The organism is Hugenholtzia roseola DSM 9546 (assembly GCF_000422585.1).
Taxonomy (GTDB): Bacteria; Bacteroidota; Bacteroidia; order Cytophagales; family Bernardetiaceae; genus Hugenholtzia; species Hugenholtzia roseola.
Window position 1 is genome coordinate 160,550 of the sequence record NZ_KE383879.1, and the last position, 16,524, is coordinate 177,073.

Consider the following 16,524-nt stretch of genomic DNA (forward strand, 5'->3'; position numbering starts at 1 on the left):
GATTGCAAAGTTAAAAAAGTTCCCTCAAAGTTGGGCTATCCTATGTTTTTCTGTGTGATAAGCTGGCGCGTGTCCAAATTAAGACAAAGTAGTTTTCCAAACTTTCCCTTTTCGCTTTGTTTGCCACCCTGCACACAGCCATTGTCCAAGCAAATTATCTTTTGTGCAGCCTCAATGCTTTCTTTAATTTGACGCAACGGCGTGGGCTTGTGTCCATGTACTAAGGTTTTTCCTTTTAGAAAATCTTGCTTATCGCACATTCTTTTGCGCGTCCAAATCATGGCTTGCTTATCGAGCAGCGGATTTTCAGACTCAAAATTCAGCCCCGCATGCACCAAAAAGAAATCTTCCGTTTCTATGTAGTAAGGCAACGACTCCAAAAGCCGCCAATATTTTTTAGGCAATTCCTCCTCTTTGTTCAATAAATTGCGGCATTTATGCACCCTGACAAACCATTTGAGATACTTTTTCGCCTGCCCTGCCACGTGCAAAAGCATTTCTTCATGATTGCCGCGCAGCAGACGCAAATCATAGCCTTCTTGTTGTAGTTTTAAAATGAGGTCTAAAACGGCTTTGCTATCGCGCCCTTTGCTGATGTAGTCGCCCAAAAGAAAAAGCGTATCCTGACGGTTTAGCCCTATTTTTTCTAAAAGTGCCTCAAAACTATTGGCACAGCCATGAATATCAGTAATGGCGAACCTACGCCCTTCTGTAAGCGTTTTGGAAAGATACATAATTTTCAGAAAGAGAGCCAAAGGAAAAACTTTTAAGGCTGCAAAGGTCTGAAATATTTTCTTTCTAAAAGCCCTATTCACCAAAAATTCATATTCGAGCCAATTTGAACCCAAAACTACCCTTTCTATTGAAAACAAAAAAACTAAGCCCTTGCGGACTTAGTTTTGTCTGAAAAAAGAAACGAGAGTCTGTTATCTTCTTGTGAAAGTAGAAACGCGAGGGGGCAAACCGAAGAGTGCATCTGTCCAACGAAGCGTTAGAACACCTGTGTTTTCATTCCAAGTACCACTCAATACCTCAAATTCTACTCCAAATACAGTTTGTTTTGTAGGCTGAATAGTGCCACAAGCCTCTGTCAAGGTAAATTCAATGAAAAGACCTTCATTAGAAGTACAGCCATTGACAAAGTTTCCACTCATATCGCTGATGATGTACTGATTATTTGTACCTGCTACGCGCGTAATGGTCGCATTAATAGGTGCAGGTTCGCAAAAATCGTTAGTCATCACGAAGTTGCCAGCCATGTTGCTTGGGCAGTCAGTGTCTTTGATGGTGATTTTGCTTTCCACAAAGGCAGAGCCTTGTCCTACACCAAGTTGCTTGCCGCTTGCAGTAGTAGCAGAAGCGAGGCGCACTACAAGTTCTTTATCACCGTCGGTTGTGTTATCTCTTAGCAGGTCTATTTCAAACTCTGCACTTCCGCGTACCGTAACGCCTCCGTTGTAGGGAATAGTGAAAGAGCCACCTGAAGCAGACGCACCTTCTATGATAAAGTCGGTGCCATAAACTGCGCTGCCACTAAAAGTGTAGGTAACGATAATGTCTTCTGCTACACCGTAGTTTGCATAAGCCTCCAAGACAAGTTTATCACCCTCGTTGCGAGTGTAGATGTTGTTGCTTGAATTGGGATTGGTCAGGCGCACAAAAGCAGGTTGTGCCGTTGCTCCGATGTCGTATTTGTCGTCTTCGAAAGTTTGGTCGCAGCCTGTAAGGAACAAGGCACACGAAGCCAAAAATGCTAAGGTTATATTTTTAATTTTGTAAATCATCTTCAAAGTATTTTGCGTGAATTGATAGAAGAATGGGACAAAATGCAGTAGGTATCAGATAAGCCGCCTTTTAGGGTCGACTTACCTGATAGCATTGGAAAATTAGTTGCCTTCAAACCACATCGGCAAGTCCAGTGCAGGCTGTCCGATATTGTTGGGGTTAGAGCTAATTTCTTCGTCTGCATAAGGGAAACGACGGATGATGTCGCCCAAAAGTGCGCCCGCTGGCACAGTAAGGTCTGGCACTTTGGTTCTTCTCCACTGTGTCCAAGCCTCCAAACCGCGCAAACTTGCTAAGTCGATGTACTGTTGTACGTGCAAGGTACGCAATGCACCTGCTTGGCTTTGATTAGCAATATTGAACTGATTGATGTAAGTCTGCTTTGCAGCCGCGCCAATCTGTCCGGGTTTGCCATCAAAGAAATCCAAGCTCAAGCTAATACCACGACGCATCTCTTCTTGCGCACCTGCCTGACCGCCGGGAGCCAATCCTAAAACCATTGCCTCTGCTCTAAGCAAAGCAATTTCAGAAGCGGTAATGATTCTATCAGGAAAAGCACGACGCAAGATGTTCAAAGAAAGCGGCGACACAGAACCTGTGTTTGTACCCGACTGACGAGAGGTAAATGCTCCATTTCCATCTTGGTCAAAATAAGTAGCCAAACGAGGGTCGTTAGATTCTTTCATCAAATCCATAAGAGGGTCGCACGCCTCAAACCAAACGTTTTCACCACCAGAATACAAATTCAAGAGTTTCCACACAGGGTTTGCATTGTTTACTTCCTCTGCATAAGGCACTGCCAAATCTTCACCCAAAGTTTCAATCATAGGCTGATTGAAAACGGCTGCAATTTCCGCCGACACATTCGCGCCGCCATTGTGCAAAAGCATTAAGGCTTTAAATTTCAAAGAATTAGCTGCTTTAATCCAACGCTCCATCTGCTGGGCAGGTGCAGAAGAAGGACTCCAGCCTGAAGGTCCGTAGAAAAGGTCGCCACTGAAGGCACCGGGTATTGGGTTAGAAGGGTCTGCCAAAGCTACCGCTTCTTCACAAAGCGTGACAACACCACGTAATACTTCCTCTTGCGAGTCAAACTTAGGACCTTGAATTTCTACATTTAGAGCCTCTGAATAAGGAGCTTCACCGAAGATACAAGTAATGTCATAAAAAAGAATCGCTTTCATGATTTTTGCCTGCGCTTCTACGTTTGGATTGCCTGCTTCTCTTGCTTGTAACTCCATCAAGGCAACGTTATTTAAGCAAGAGTTATAGTAGGTATTCCAAGTGTTTCGGGGACCGAAAACACCGATATTGTATCTTTCAGGGTCAAAGAAAACCCCTGCCGAACCGCCTGAAGCCCACTGCTGCGCGTAAAACTGGAAAACGGGTCCTGTTTCTATGGTACGATTCGAACTCATGCGCACCTGAATAGGCGTGATAAGGAACGAAGGGTCTACCGTAGTGGCAGCGTTAGGGTCAGTGTTGATGTCGAGGAACTTGTCGCAAGAAGAAGTTCCGAAAGTAAGGGCTGCTCCCAAGAGAGCAGCGTATATCCATTTTTTCTTCATAATGTTCTATGCTTTTAGGTTGAAACGGTAAGGTTTAGAAAGTAAGGCGAAGGTTTGCACCCAAGCTTCTTACAGAAGGAATGCCACCCCATTCAATACCCACGCCATTAGAAGCAGAACCGAAGAGGTTAGTTTCAGGGTCGATGTGTGGCGTATTGCTATGCAAGATAAAGAGGTTTCTACCCTCAATACCCACCGATGCAGCACCAAAAGGAGTCTTTTCTAAGAGTTTAGCAGGAACGCTATAAGAGATACGAATTTCACGCAACTTGATGTAAGAAGCATCAAAAACTGAAGATTCTTGCACGTTGGTGTAGTTGTTCCAGAATTGCTCCATTGTTTCCACAGGTACGTCATTAGGACGTGTTGTGCCGTCCGCATTAACGATAACACCGTTATCAATGAAAGTACCGTCGCGGTTTTCAGCTGTTTCTACTACTAAACCGTTGCTGCGCAAGGTTTCAACAGTATTAGAATACACCACGCCACCTTTTCTCCAGTCCAAAAGAACGCTTAAAGAGAAGTTCTTGTAAGAGAAATTGTTTTGGAAGCCCAAAAGGAAGTCAGGATAAAGGTTACCCAAACGCTGACCAGAACCGCCTACGCGACGCAAGCCTGTGAGCGGGTTGATTACAATCTGACCTGTAGTTTCGTCGCGAAGCCAACCTGAACCATACAAACCGATAGTTTCACCTGCAACGGCACGTACTTCTAAGCCGTTGAAAGCAGATTCGATGCCCAAAGCGAAATCTTCAGGTGCGCCTTCATACAAAGATTCAACTTTATTGACGTTACGCGCAAAGTTCAAGACCACGTCCCAACTGAAATCATCAGTTTGGATAGGCGAACCATTCAATACAAACTCGATACCTTTGTTTGAAACAGTGGCAGCGTTCAAAGTACGACGGCGGAAACCTGTAGAAGCAGGAATCAAGATGTTGATGATTTGGTCGCTGGTATTGATGCTATAGTAAGTGAGGTCTAAGCCCAATCTACCATTTAAAAACTTCAACTCTGTACCAATCTCAAAAGAATTTTGGTTCTGTGGTCTTAGGTTTGTGTTAGGGAATGTAGCGGTAGCTGCAAAACCTGTCTGACCTAAGAAAGGAAACCGATTGCTTGTACCAAACTGACCAAATACGCTTGTGATAGGGAAGAAGCGGAAGTTAGTCAAGTAAGGTCCTTCGCTACTACCTACCTGCGCTACGTTCGCACGCAATTTACCATAGCTAAGAATGTCGTTTGCAATCTCGAAAGCATCTGTAAAGACGAAGCTAAGGTTAGCAGAAGGATAGAAGAATGAGCGGTTTGCCTTAGGAAGAGCTGAAGACCAGTCGTTACGACCTGTCAAGTTCAAGAAAAGGTATTTTTTATAGCCCAAAGTAACGTCACCATAGATACCCAAAAGACGGGTTTCAGCGTAATCGTTAGTAGGGTTATTTACCGCTGCGTTACCTGTGTTGTAAAGACCATCTACGGTAAGCTCTGCTGCCGAGTTAGAGTTGCGGCGTTGCATTTGTAGGTTTAAGTTGTGTCCTACGATAACGCGCAAGTTCAAATCTTCGGTCAAGTCGCGTGTAGCCGAAACCAAGAAGTCTGTGTTAAACTGACGTGCCTCGATAAGGTCGGTGAAGAAAAGACCATTTTCTCTACCAATAGTTCCCTTACGGTTAACGGTACGGCGGTATTCAGTATAGTTATCCGTACCTACACGACCCGTAACTTCAATCCAATCCACAGGCTTGTAGTTGATTTGTCCGTTAGCGATAAGGCGGTCTACCGAGATATTCGTTACGTTTTCGTTAGCAGTCCAATAAGGGTTGTTAGTGAAATTGCTAAGACCACGCTGGCTGCCGTCAGGATTGAGGTAGTTTTTCACGTCGTTGATGTCGATGGTACGTGCCAAGCCATTCACGATGTCGCCCAATACGTTGGGGTTGTTACCACCTTGTGTAGCACGTCCTATGTCGGTAGAGCGAATGTAATTCACACCTACACGCGCCGAAATTTTATCCGTAACCTTGCGTCCGCCATTGAAAGAGATAGAAGTACGGTCTAATTTTGAATTAGGCACCATACCGATTTGGTTCAACTGATTAACACCCAAGCGGAAGTCGCCTTTTTCATCACCACCACCAAAAGAAAGGCTGTTGATGTAAAGTTGTGCAGGGCGATAGAAATCTCTTACGTTGTTTTCGTATATGCGCATCGGTCCTTCTACATTCTGCCAGTTAGGGAAGTTTTGTCCCTGTACTTCAGAAACGCGAGGTCCCCAACCGTTTAGAAGTGGCTGTGGGTTATTGACTGTAGGCCAGAAGAATTTACCAAACTGACCAGGACCAAATTCGTTTTGGAAATCAGGCAGGCGCAAAGGCGAGTCGAAACGAACAGAAGAGTTGAACTCTACATTGCCTTTGGTCTTGCCAGACTTACCGCGCTTGGTTGTAATCATAATAACGCCGTTTTTGGCACGCATACCGTAAAGAGCCGAAGCAGCTGCACCTTTCAAAACGCTAATCTCTGCAATGTCGTCAGGGCTGATGTCCTGCGCACGGTTACCTGTATCGATTGAACCCGAAATACGGTTGCCACCAGGGTCAGAACCGATATTAGAGTTGAAGATTGGCACCCCGTCGATAACGAAAAGCGGCTGATTGTCGCCGTTCAAAGAGGCTGCACCGCGAATGATGATACGCGAAGAAGCACCGATTGAACCCGACTGCGAAGTAATTTGTACGCCCGGCACTTTTGCAGCTAAGGCATTTACTAAGTTTACTTCACGCGCTTTAGTAATCTCTGCACCTTTCACCGTAGAAATAGAGTAGCCCAACTCTTTGCGCTCGCGCTCGATGGCTACACCCGTAACAACGGTTTCATTCAAAAGCACTTCGCTTTCCACCAAAGTAATATCAATAACTGTACGGTTATCGATGGCGATTTCTTGTGTGGCATAGCCTGCAAAGCTATAAACAAGGGTATTGTTTTCAGCAGGTACTTCTATGGCGTACTTCCCTTCGATGTCGGTAGTCGTACCCGTTTGAGTTCCTTTGACCAAGATATTAACCCCGGGCAAGCCGCCGCCAGTCGCATCTAAAACGCGACCTGAAACCTTGCGACCTTGCGCCCATGCGACGCTGCATAGCAGCATCATGAACGTCCAAGTGAGCAGTAATTTTTTCTGCATAGTTAGTTTAGAATTGGTTAGTGATAAAAAGCTCCGAAACTTATTTTCGTTTTCTCTGCGCTAAGTTAGTCCAAAAATGAATAAATCAAAAAAAACAAGTGAAGATTTCGTGATTTCTCTAAGGCAAAAGGCGAGAATTGCCCATAATTGCCTTGTTATGAGGGTCTTATCAATCACAAAATTTCTTATTGTTTTTTTGCACTTTTCAGAACTTTGTGCCGTAATGCAAAAGTGGCGGCGTTTATTCTATTTTTAGCGAGTGCAAGAGAATGTTGGAAGGGTAAAGGCAAAAATAAGCATTTTTTCTAAAAAAACAAACGCCAATGTTAAAAAATTGTGAAGAAAGGCGAAAAAAGTTCTCTATCACCCCCTAAAAGGGCAAAATTTTTACTAAAAACGCTGTTTGATGCCCAAAAAAGCCTTCATAAAGGCTTCGTTTTTTCTTTTACAAAGGCGGCTCTATTTTCTAAAAGGTTTGAAACCTACGACCAAGACATCGTCTATTTGCGGCTGCTCGCCACGCCAATTATTAAAAATTTGGCTCAATGCCTGCTGCTGTTCCTCAATCGCGATACCATTTTGGTTCATTTTCAAAAGCAACTCTTTAAATCTTTTCTTCATAAACTTTTTGTTTTCCTCGCCCCCAAATTGGTCTTGAAAGCCGTCAGAAAAGAGATAAAAAGCCGTATCTTGCTGATTTTGAGCGGCTAAATCTATGACTTTGCACGTATAATGATAATTTTCACGATGCAAAAGGTGTCCGATAGGCATAATATCGCCCTTTATTTCGCTTAGTTCGCCCTCTGCCACCATTACCAAAGAAAATTTTGCGCCTGCAAAAGAAAGCCGCTGCAAATCTCTATCCCACACACAAACACCCATATCCATACCATCACGACTTTCGGCGTTGTTTTTCTTGTTCAAAAGCAAGGTCAGCCGCTCGTGTAGCTCATCTAATATAAGGTGTGGCTGCTGGTATAAAATCGCAATTTCATGCAAAAGATTCATACCTATCAAACTCATAAAAGCACCGGGTACGCCATGTCCTGTGCAGTCGGCTACTACCAAAATGAGTTGATTGTGCCGCTCCTGCAACCAATAAAAATCGCCCGACACAATGTCTTTGGGTTGGAAAAAGACGAAAGACTGTGGCAGATGCTGTTTGAAGACCTCGATAGAGGGCAAAAGTGCCTGCTGAATCCTTCGTGCGTAGTTGATGCTGGCGGTAATGTCCTTGTTTTTATCGGCAATATCGGCGAGGGAATCTTGCAAGAATTTATGCTGCTGTCGCAATTCTTCGTTTAGCTCGATTAAATTTTCAGCCTGCACGCGAATTTCCTCTTGCTGCTGCTCTAATTCTGTATTTTTTTGTTGGATTTGCTCATTTTTTTTCTGGATTTCTTGTGTTCGGATTTGGACTTTTTGCTCCAAATATTGGTTTTGCTTTTTAAGCCTCAATCCATTGATTTTCAAGATGGTATAAAAAAATCCGACCCCAAACAAGAAATAGGCAGCATACGCCCAGAAGGTACGATACCAAGGCGGCAAGACTTCGAAGGCAAAAGTAGCCACTTGACTTTCGGTCTGATACAAATTTCTGGCTCTTACCTGAAAAAGATAACTGCCTTCGGGCAAATTGGTGTATTCTTTCTGACTAAGCGGTGTCCAAGCCGACCAATGCTCATCAAAACCTTCTAAAAAGTAGCTATAAAGTGTAGTCTGTGGCTCTTCCAAATAGCTTGAAGCACAATAAAAAAGAAGCGAATTGTGTGCATATTCTAAAATAGGCACAAAATCTTGCGGCTGCGCCTTGATAAAACGAAAAGTTGTGTCGTTTTGTCCTTTTTGGAAAAATGCGCCATAAAAAATAGTAGAATCTTTTTCGGAAAGTACAATTTTTCGAATCTGCGCCTCGAAGGGCTGCCATTCAAAGCCCTTGCGCCTCAAATCGTACTTGAAAAGCCCTTCCGAACCGCCAAGCCAAAGCAGGCTGTCGCCATCAGCATAGATAGCCTCCAAGCCCATTTCGGGCAGACGGCGAAAGATTTTGTCTTGCCATTCCCACTTTTGCCCCTGCGATGTCCCCTTTCTGATAAGTCCCTTTTTAGTGGTCAGTCCGCCCAAAAAAAGTTCGCCTTTTGGGGTTTGTACCAAACGAAAGACATCTTGGGCAGGCAAATCGAAGGCAAAATCGGGTTCAAAGCGGTCTTTTTCTGCATTGTATTGATAGATACCTTTGCCTGTGGTGAAAATCGGGCGCACTTGGTTTGTTTTTTTGTCTAAAAAAGGATAGACATTGACCCAATTATTAGAAGGCAAGCCTTTTTTTGTGTCGTAATATTGCACTCGAAATTGCGTTTGGATAGTATCCGAAGCAGGATTTGGCGCGGCAAAAGTAATTTTCAGAAAGCCATTGTAGGCAGAAGCAACCCAAATTTCGCCGTTGGGCATTTCGTATAAAGAGCGCACGTCGGCTTCCAAATCATCAGCAAGGCGCGTAAGTTTCCACCTTTGAGCCGCCGAAGTTTCCGCCTTTGCTTCTTTTATTTTATCATACCGCAAAACGCCTTTCCTACCCGAGACATAGAAGTAATCTTTTTTGGGCGAAAGCCATAAGGCATAAGAAGATTTTTCACGTATCAATTCTAAGCGGAAAGAAGTCTGTTTTTTAGCCTCAATCGCTTGATTGTCAATGGATTCTAATAGGAAAAGTCCGCCCGAAGACGCTATCAAAAGCGATTCTGTGTTGCCCTCTTTCAAAACGCGCAAATCCCAACAGGCACGCTTTATATCGCCCAATGGCTCAAAGCGGTTGCCCTCCAAGACAAAAAGACCTGCAAATGTGCCTGCATAAATTTTGCCGCCATAACGCACCACAGAAAGCACCATATCCTTCAAGCCGTCTTGTTCCGACCACTGTTCGAAAGGCGAAAGCAGTTCGGCACGACTAATTCCCTGATTCATGCCAAACCAAATGCCACCAAAATTATCGGGGGCAAGTTTGAACGCCATATTGGTCTGCAAACCGCTGTTTTCATCGATGCGGCGCAGGATATTGCCTTGTGCATCTATCAAAATTGCGCCTCCATTGTGGCTGGTAAGCAAGTAATGAATTTCTGGCTCTTTGGGCGCGATTTGTGGCACAGAAATAGGCTTAAAATCGCTCAAATCATAGCTTTCTAACCACTTTTGCAGTGCCACACTTATCGGAAAAGGCTCTACTTGATGGCTTTTTAAATTATATGTCCAGAAGCCGCCTTTTGCCGTAACGACTAAAATTTGCGTGATTTGTTTGTTGTTTTGTTTTTGAATAGGCAAAAGCGCGATAGCCGCTTGGGAAGCACAAAAATCGCCTTTGGGGAGCAGTTCAAAGCCTTTCGCTTGACTTATTTTGCCCAAACCTTTTTGCAAATGCACGACATAGATTTGGGAATCAATCGCAATGGGTTCATAGAAATAAAAATCTTCTTCTTTCCAGACCTGAATCGCTTGTTTTTCGGGTTGATAGAAAAAAAGGTGGCTATAAGCGTTGAAAATTACGCCGTCTTCTACTACCCTAACCTCAAAAACTTCTTGAAAGTCAAGGTCTTTTTCGGAAAGTAAAGGCGAAAGGGAATGATACTGCATCTTTCCCTGCGCATTGGGGGCAAGAAAGCCAAAATCGCCTGACGCACCTACGTAAATGCGTCCATTTTTATCGCCTTGTAGGGCATTGACAGAAAGTTCTTCGCCGACAGGTATCAAATTCCAACGAACGCCGTCGTATTCTAAAACGCCGTCAAAATTGGCTACATAAATAATTCCGCGCTCGTCTTGTGTAACTTCCCAATTTTGGGCATAAGCCTTGTACTCTTTGGGGGAAAAATTGCGCACAAAGAAACGCCCTTGTGCTGAAACGCTATTCAACACAAGAAAAGAAAAGCAAGTCAGAAAAAAATTAAACCAAATTTTAAAAAAAGTAGGGGTCTTGGAAATATTCATAGGAGCAAAAACCGAAACGCCTGCAAGATAGGCATTTTAGAGAACTTTGCCGTATATTCTACCCACAAGCGGCGATTTATTTTTTGTTTTGTTAGGAAAAAGACAAACGCCTTTTGTAAAACCCTTTCGCGGCTTGCTTCGTTTTTGGTGCTATGTTTGAGGGGAGCAGCATAGTAACGTTAGGTTCTGTAAGAAGACTTGTTCTTTCAAATTAGAAATGAAATTTAGACTCAACCCTATTTTTGGGTCTGAAAACTATTTTTTGTTTCAATCTCAATGCGGACAAGGCATTGCCTTGTCCCTACATTTGCACTTAATTTTGAGGATTTAACACCGCTGGGGAACAGTGTGCCTCTGCCGTTTCTGTTGTTCAGGCTCTGTTGCTCATGCGCTTTGTCATTTTTTCTCTTTTTTTATTTCTCTGCCAAATCTTACCTCAAATTTAAACCCGACTGCCTCCACAAAGATTTGGATTTTGGATAAGAAAAGCCTATCTTTGCCTCCGTAGTCTTTCTCTACCTTTAAACGACTGCCTTTGCCAACGCTTGCACACATATCACGAACGACGCGCTTTTTGATGGCATCTTTTGGCTTTACTGCTTTTAGTCTTATCCTTTCGAGCATTTTTTCGAAAAAGGGTAAGATGAAAGGTTCTTTTGTGCGTTTGTTAGAAATATTGACACAATCATTGATGCAAGTGAGATGGCAGAAAAAGGCAGCCTTTCTTCTATTTTTTGCTTCTTTCTTTTTGCCCTTTGCACCGACAAAGGCAGGCGATGTGCTACTTTTAAGCGATACAACGGAAGTTTATAGCCTTCAACCTTACTTGAAGGGCTGTGCCGATTTAGAAAATAAATTCACGATAGAGGACTTTCAGACCTTAGAAGGCTTGTCGCATTTTCAAATTCTAACCGAAAGCCAACAAGACCAACTCTATCAAGCCCCCACACAGGTCTATTGGCTGCGCTTTACACTCAAAAACAACTTTGCGACGGCAGAAAACTTCCTGCTTCTCATCAAAGATGCCGACCATGCCCAACTCTATTCGCCCGTTGGCGTGCGCTACACCAAACAAGAAGACGGCATTACGCACCCTTATTTGAGCCGCAATCTGACCATAGACCGCTCGGCAGGGTTTGCTCTGATGTTTGCGCCCTATGAAAGCAAGACCTTTTTTGTACGCATAGAAAACAAAACCAGCTTTTCGAAACAAAACAAGAGCATTTTAAAAAATCTCACCCAATTGAGCGTGCAGCACCTGCCACTCGCGCTCGAACTTTCCAAAGAACGACGCTACTATCAGGGCTTTTATTTGGGTGCAATGTTGCTTCTGGCACTTTACAATTTTTCAGTTACGTTTCTTTTCAAAGACCGCCGCTACCTTTATTACACTGGACTGCTGCTTTCGGCTCTTTTTTTCAATTTGGTAATAGAGGAGTATTTGGTGGAATTTTTCTTCCGCCGCAACCCAAGCCTCAATTGGCGTTTGGTAGTGCCTTCGCTCTCGATGCTTTGGTTTTTTTATACGCTCTTTTTCCGCCGCTTTTTAAACATGCGTGAAAATCAGCGCACTTGGGACTACGTTTTTATAGTTTTGGGTCTGATTTCGCTCTTTTGGTTTGTATTGAGTCTTTTTGGGATTCACCATTTGTTTTTGGTGATGGTAACGCTTTTGGTTACGATTGTTATCGCTTTGGTAGCCAATCTCTACTTTGTGTTTCGCCTTCAATATAGCCCTGCGCGTTTTCTTTTGGTGGCAAATGTGGTCTATTTTGCAGGAATTTTGATTTTCATAGCCGCCCAATTAGAATGGGTGGAGCGCACTTATTTCACTGCCCATGCCTCACAGGTGGGCGATTTGCTCTTAGGGCTTATCGTTTCGGTAGGTTTGATAGATAGAATCAATACCCTGCGCAAGGAAGTGGATTCGAAAAATGCAGAAAACCAAAAACTCATTCGCGAACAAAATGAACGTTTGGAATTGGAAGTAGCCGCTCGCACACGCGAAATTTCAGACATCAACCAAGAACTTCGCGCCCAACAAGATGAGGTCTTGAAACAAAGTGAGCAGCTCGAAATCGTCAATTTTGAGCTAAAAGAACAACAAGACGCAATCCAGAAAGCCTATCAAGACATTGCCCACCTTTCCGAAATTGGCAAAGACATTATCGCTTCGCTCGATTTGGGTATCATCATCGATACCGTTTATAGCCACATCAAAGAGATGATGGACGCTTCCGTCTTTGGTATTGCCACTTACGACGCGCAAAAAGATGCGCTCGAATTTTTGCACTTCCTAAAAGATGGGATACGGCAGCCCTATCGCGAAATTCCACTCGATTCAGAACAACTTTCTACTTGGTGCGCCCGCAATAGGCAGGTGATTTTTATCAACGATTTTGAGGTAGAATATGCTTATTTTATGCAGAATAAGACGCAAGGCAAACTCCTGCAAGACCGCAATTCTATCATCTATTATCCACTCGAAAAAGACAACCACTTATTAGGCGTTCTCACCATTCAGAGTACGCGCAAAGATGCCTATACACGCCAAGATTATCGCATCTTACAAACAATGGCTTCTTATATCATCATTGCCCTGACAAATAATGAAGCCTACGAAACGATACAAAGTGCCAAAGAGGAAATTTCGCGCAAAAACCTGCAAATCACCGATAGCCTTCGTTATGCGCGTGATATTCAAGCCATGATTCTGCCCAGCACGCGCCGCCTGACGCGCCTTTTCAACCAATATTTTGTTATCTACAAGCCAAAAGACTACGTTTCGGGCGATTTCTATTGGGCAGAGCAGGTGGAAAATAGAAAATACATTGCCGTTGCCGACTGCACAGGGCATGGCGTACCTGGTGCCTTTATGTCCATGATTGGCTCGATGCAACTGAATCAGTCTGTTATGCGCTACCAAGACCCTGCCGCCATCTTAGAAAGCCTCAATCGCGGCGTAAGACGCGCCCTCAAACAGGAGAGCAACTCGAATAACGACGGCATGGACATCTGTCTTTGTGTGATAGAAGAAAATCCTGATAATCAAGAAGTTATCCTCACTTTTGCAGGAGCAAAGCGTCCGCTTTACTATTTTTCGAAAGGCAATTTGGCGCAAATCAAAGGCACACGCAAAAGCGTAGGCGGCGTAGTTCGCAAGCAAGATGTGGCTTTTGAATATAGCACCCTGAAATTAGAAAAAGGCGATTGTGTCTATCTGACTACCGACGGCTATGTAGACCAAGCCTCACCCAAACATCAAAAAATCGGTACTACTCAATTTTTAAGTTGGCTCGAACAGATAGCCCCACAAGATATCGAAGACCAAGAGGAATTTTTATTAGAAAAATTAGCCCAACATCAATTAGATGCCGAACAGCGCGACGACATTACCCTTATCGGTATCAAATTGTAACCAACCCTATTTAAACAGCCTTAAACATTTTTTATATGCGCGGATTAGCAGGTTTTGTCGCCATCTTGATGATGGCTTTCGCTTTTTATTGGTCTATACGCTCGGTTTCGCCTTCGGGTCTAAAATCGGAAGATAGCATTACCGAATTTTCAGCGATAAGAGCTATGGATTTTGTCAAGAAAATAGCTGCCACGCCTCACCCTGCGGGTTCGGCTGCCCTCGATAGTGTGCGGCTTTTCCTAACGGCTACGGTGAAAAAAATAGGCTACGAACCCACTGTGCAGTCTGCTATCGTCTTTGATTCCTTGCGCAAAGATTTAAGAATAGGTTTTGTCAAAAATATTCTGGTGCGCATCAAAGGCAGGGCAAGCTCGAAAATAGGGCGAAAAGCCATTTTGGTAGTAGCCCATTACGACTCTGCCGAAGGCGCAAACGGTGCGGCAGACGACGGTGCCGCCTGTGGTGCTATCTTGGAAGTCTTGCAAATTTTGAAACAAACCGACCTAACGAACCCTTTGGAAAACGACCTTATTTTTCTCTTTTCCGATGGCGAAGAAACAGGGCTTTTTGGCGCAACTGCCTTTTTAGAACAACACCCTTGGGCAAAAGAAGTGGGCTTGGTCATCAATTTTGAAGCACGCGGCACTTCGGGTGCGTCTATGATGTTTCAAACAAGTCCGAACAACGAATGGCTTATCCGCCAATTTGCTGCCGCCACAAAAGAACACCGTTTTCGCGCCCTGACCTCTTCGGTTGCTGTCGGTATTTATGAACAAATGCCAAACGATACCGATGGCACTATCTTTTTACGGGATAGCCTGCCTTTGCTAAATTTTGCCTTTATTGGCAATGTAGAAAAATACCACACTCCCTTAGATGCGCCTCAAAACCTAAACTTAGGCTCTTTGCAACAACATGGCGACTATCTTTTGGCTCTCATTCGGCACTTCGGCAACCTCGATTTGGCAGAGGCAAAAGGGGGGCGCAGCCTTATTTTTTTTAGCGACCCGCTGGGCGGAATTTTCCACTTTGCCCCCTCGCCACTCTTTTTCCAAATTTGGATAGGTGTAGCGATTGCCTTTGTAGTAGTGGCTGCTACCTCGCTTCGCAGTCTTCGTTGGTGGGCAATTTTGCTAAGTCTTGTCTTGTATCCGCTGCTAATTTTGCTTTTTGGGGTGCTTTTTCATGGACTTTGGCGTTGGATAGTGAAGGTGCATGAACCCAATTTTTCGGTTTTTCCCTACGAACTAACCTATTTTGATACGCTCTACTTTACTGCCTTTGTTCTCTTGGCTTTTGGTCTGATACTCATTCTCTATGCCCTTTTGCGCGGCGATACTTCTGAAAAAAGGATAAATTTATTAGAAGTCTTTACAGGCACGCTATTTTGGTGGATTTTGGGGGCTTATTTTGTGCTTTCCTCGAATGAAAAACTCCTCGTACAAAGTAGCTATCTGGTTTCCATTCCCTTAGGGATTGGCTTTCTAAGTTGGCTCTATCTGCTTTTGCGCGGAAAAAAAGCCAAATATCACCTGCTTGATGTGCTAATATTGGGTGCTGGTGCTTCTTTGGTGGTCTATATTTGGTGGTTTCCAATTCAGATGTTTCCACAAGCCCTTCCAAGCCTGACGCTTGCCGAAGGGGTAGCCTTGCAAGGGCGGACAGTTTCGGTTATGCTTATCCTGCTTATTTCGGGCTTATTGCTGCCCTTATACGAAATTTTCTCGCATACGTGGCGATGGGTTTTGGGTTTGTTGGGTATGATGTCGGGTATTTTGCTTTTAATGTGGTGCAGTTTGCAAGTGGGCTTTCAGCCGCATCAACCGCGCCCCAATAGCCTCTTTTTTGTGAGCGATTTGGTAGAAAACCGCAGTTTTTGGGGTACGGAAACTAAAATCTTAGATGAATACCTAACCCCTTATTTTAACAGCACCCAACAAAAGGATACAACGCTTTACTTTTACGAAAAAAAGTACGCCAATCGCTTTACACTCAACCCTTTGGACACTTGTTTTACCCTGCCTGCCCCCGAAATTGAGTTGATAGAACGCAAAGGCGACCTTTGGAAACTAAAAATCGTTTCGCAGCGAAAGGGGCATTTTATACGCCTAAGCACAACTGATAGCCTTTGGGTTTATCCGCAGCAGCCTCTACACAGTGAAAAAGACAGCCTTAAAGAAAAACAAGCCACTTCTAAACCCCTGAAAGGATATGCGCATCTGAACCTCTTTGCCCTGCCCGATTCGGGTGCAGTCTTTTACGCACAATCGCAAAAAGATACCTTAATTTTTTCCCTAATTGAAGCCAAACGCGATTTTGCCGAACTCGATAGCCTTGCCCCTGCCAAGCGTGGTAAAAACTTCATGCGCGGAATTAGCTTTTTTTCTGATGCCGTTTGGCTCAAAAATCAATATACCCTTATGAAACCCAAAGAAAAATAACAGGCGCGGCAAAAACTTTGCTATCATCATAGCCTTGTAATGGGCTTTTCATAGGTAAAAAACGGCACTTAAAGGGACATTTGATGTGTAAAACGCCCTTTAAATGCCGTTTTAGTAGGCTGATTTTTTTATTTCTGTGTCCTATTT

The 16,524-nt window shown here is 43.9% G+C and carries 8 protein-coding genes; 2 read left to right on the forward strand and 6 right to left on the reverse strand.

Annotated features, from left to right (window positions below; translation table 11 throughout):
- Positions 1–35: 35 nt before the first annotated feature.
- The 6 genes from G500_RS0111040 to G500_RS26005 all read right to left on the reverse strand — a co-directional run bounded on the left by G500_RS0111040 (position 36) and on the right by G500_RS26005 (position 11,142).
- Entirely contained in the window at positions 36–872 is an 837-nt protein-coding gene (locus G500_RS0111040; protein ID WP_086047886.1) for a metallophosphoesterase family protein, read from the reverse strand.
- Between the two features lie 54 nt (positions 873–926).
- The gene (locus tag G500_RS0111045; protein ID WP_027002602.1) at positions 927–1,784 is read right to left on the reverse strand and encodes a hypothetical protein; all 858 of its coding nucleotides are present in this window, start codon (positions 1,782–1,784) and stop codon (positions 927–929) included.
- 102 nt (positions 1,785–1,886) lie between these two features.
- A complete protein-coding gene (locus G500_RS0111050; protein ID WP_027002603.1) occupies positions 1,887–3,353 on the reverse strand; it encodes a SusD/RagB family nutrient-binding outer membrane lipoprotein in 1,467 nt (488 codons plus the stop codon).
- Positions 3,354–3,387: 34 nt separating this feature from the next.
- A complete protein-coding gene (locus G500_RS0111055; protein WP_027002604.1) occupies positions 3,388–6,537 on the reverse strand; it encodes a SusC/RagA family TonB-linked outer membrane protein in 3,150 nt (1,049 codons plus the stop codon).
- 459 nt (positions 6,538–6,996) lie between these two features.
- Positions 6,997–10,518: a triple tyrosine motif-containing protein gene (locus G500_RS0111070; RefSeq protein ID WP_027002606.1), complete on the reverse strand. Its 3,522-nt coding sequence runs from the start codon at positions 10,516–10,518 to the stop codon at positions 6,997–6,999.
- A gap of 396 nt (positions 10,519–10,914) precedes the next feature.
- Complete coding sequence (locus G500_RS26005) at positions 10,915–11,142, reverse strand: hypothetical protein (protein ID WP_027002607.1); 228 nt, start codon at positions 11,140–11,142, stop codon at positions 10,915–10,917.
- 19 nt (positions 11,143–11,161) lie between these two features.
- Here G500_RS26005 and G500_RS0111080 point away from each other — a divergent pair, with 19 nt between their 5' ends.
- Together G500_RS0111080 and G500_RS0111085 are read left to right on the forward strand one after the other, a co-directional pair.
- A complete protein-coding gene (locus G500_RS0111080; RefSeq protein ID WP_027002608.1) occupies positions 11,162–13,936 on the forward strand; it encodes a 7TM diverse intracellular signaling domain-containing protein in 2,775 nt (924 codons plus the stop codon).
- Between the two features lie 35 nt (positions 13,937–13,971).
- Entirely contained in the window at positions 13,972–16,377 is a 2,406-nt protein-coding gene (locus G500_RS0111085; RefSeq protein ID WP_027002609.1) for a M28 family peptidase, read from the forward strand.
- The last annotated feature ends 147 nt before the right edge of the window (positions 16,378–16,524 follow it).

Excerpts from the sequence above, each read along its gene's own strand:
- G500_RS0111085 (WP_027002609.1), top strand. The coding sequence starts at position 13,972 with ATGCGCGGATTAGCAGGTTTTGTCGCCATCTTGATGATGGCTTTCGCT.
- G500_RS0111070 (WP_027002606.1), bottom strand. The coding sequence starts at position 10,518 with ATGAATATTTCCAAGACCCCTACTTTTTTTAAAATTTGGTTTAATTTT.
- G500_RS0111050 (WP_027002603.1), bottom strand. The coding sequence starts at position 3,353 with ATGAAGAAAAAATGGATATACGCTGCTCTCTTGGGAGCAGCCCTTACT.
- G500_RS0111055 (WP_027002604.1), bottom strand. The coding sequence starts at position 6,537 with ATGCAGAAAAAATTACTGCTCACTTGGACGTTCATGATGCTGCTATGC.
- G500_RS0111080 (WP_027002608.1), top strand. The coding sequence starts at position 11,162 with ATGAAAGGTTCTTTTGTGCGTTTGTTAGAAATATTGACACAATCATTG.
- G500_RS0111045 (WP_027002602.1), bottom strand. The coding sequence starts at position 1,784 with ATGATTTACAAAATTAAAAATATAACCTTAGCATTTTTGGCTTCGTGT.
- G500_RS26005 (WP_027002607.1), bottom strand. The coding sequence starts at position 11,142 with ATGCTCGAAAGGATAAGACTAAAAGCAGTAAAGCCAAAAGATGCCATC.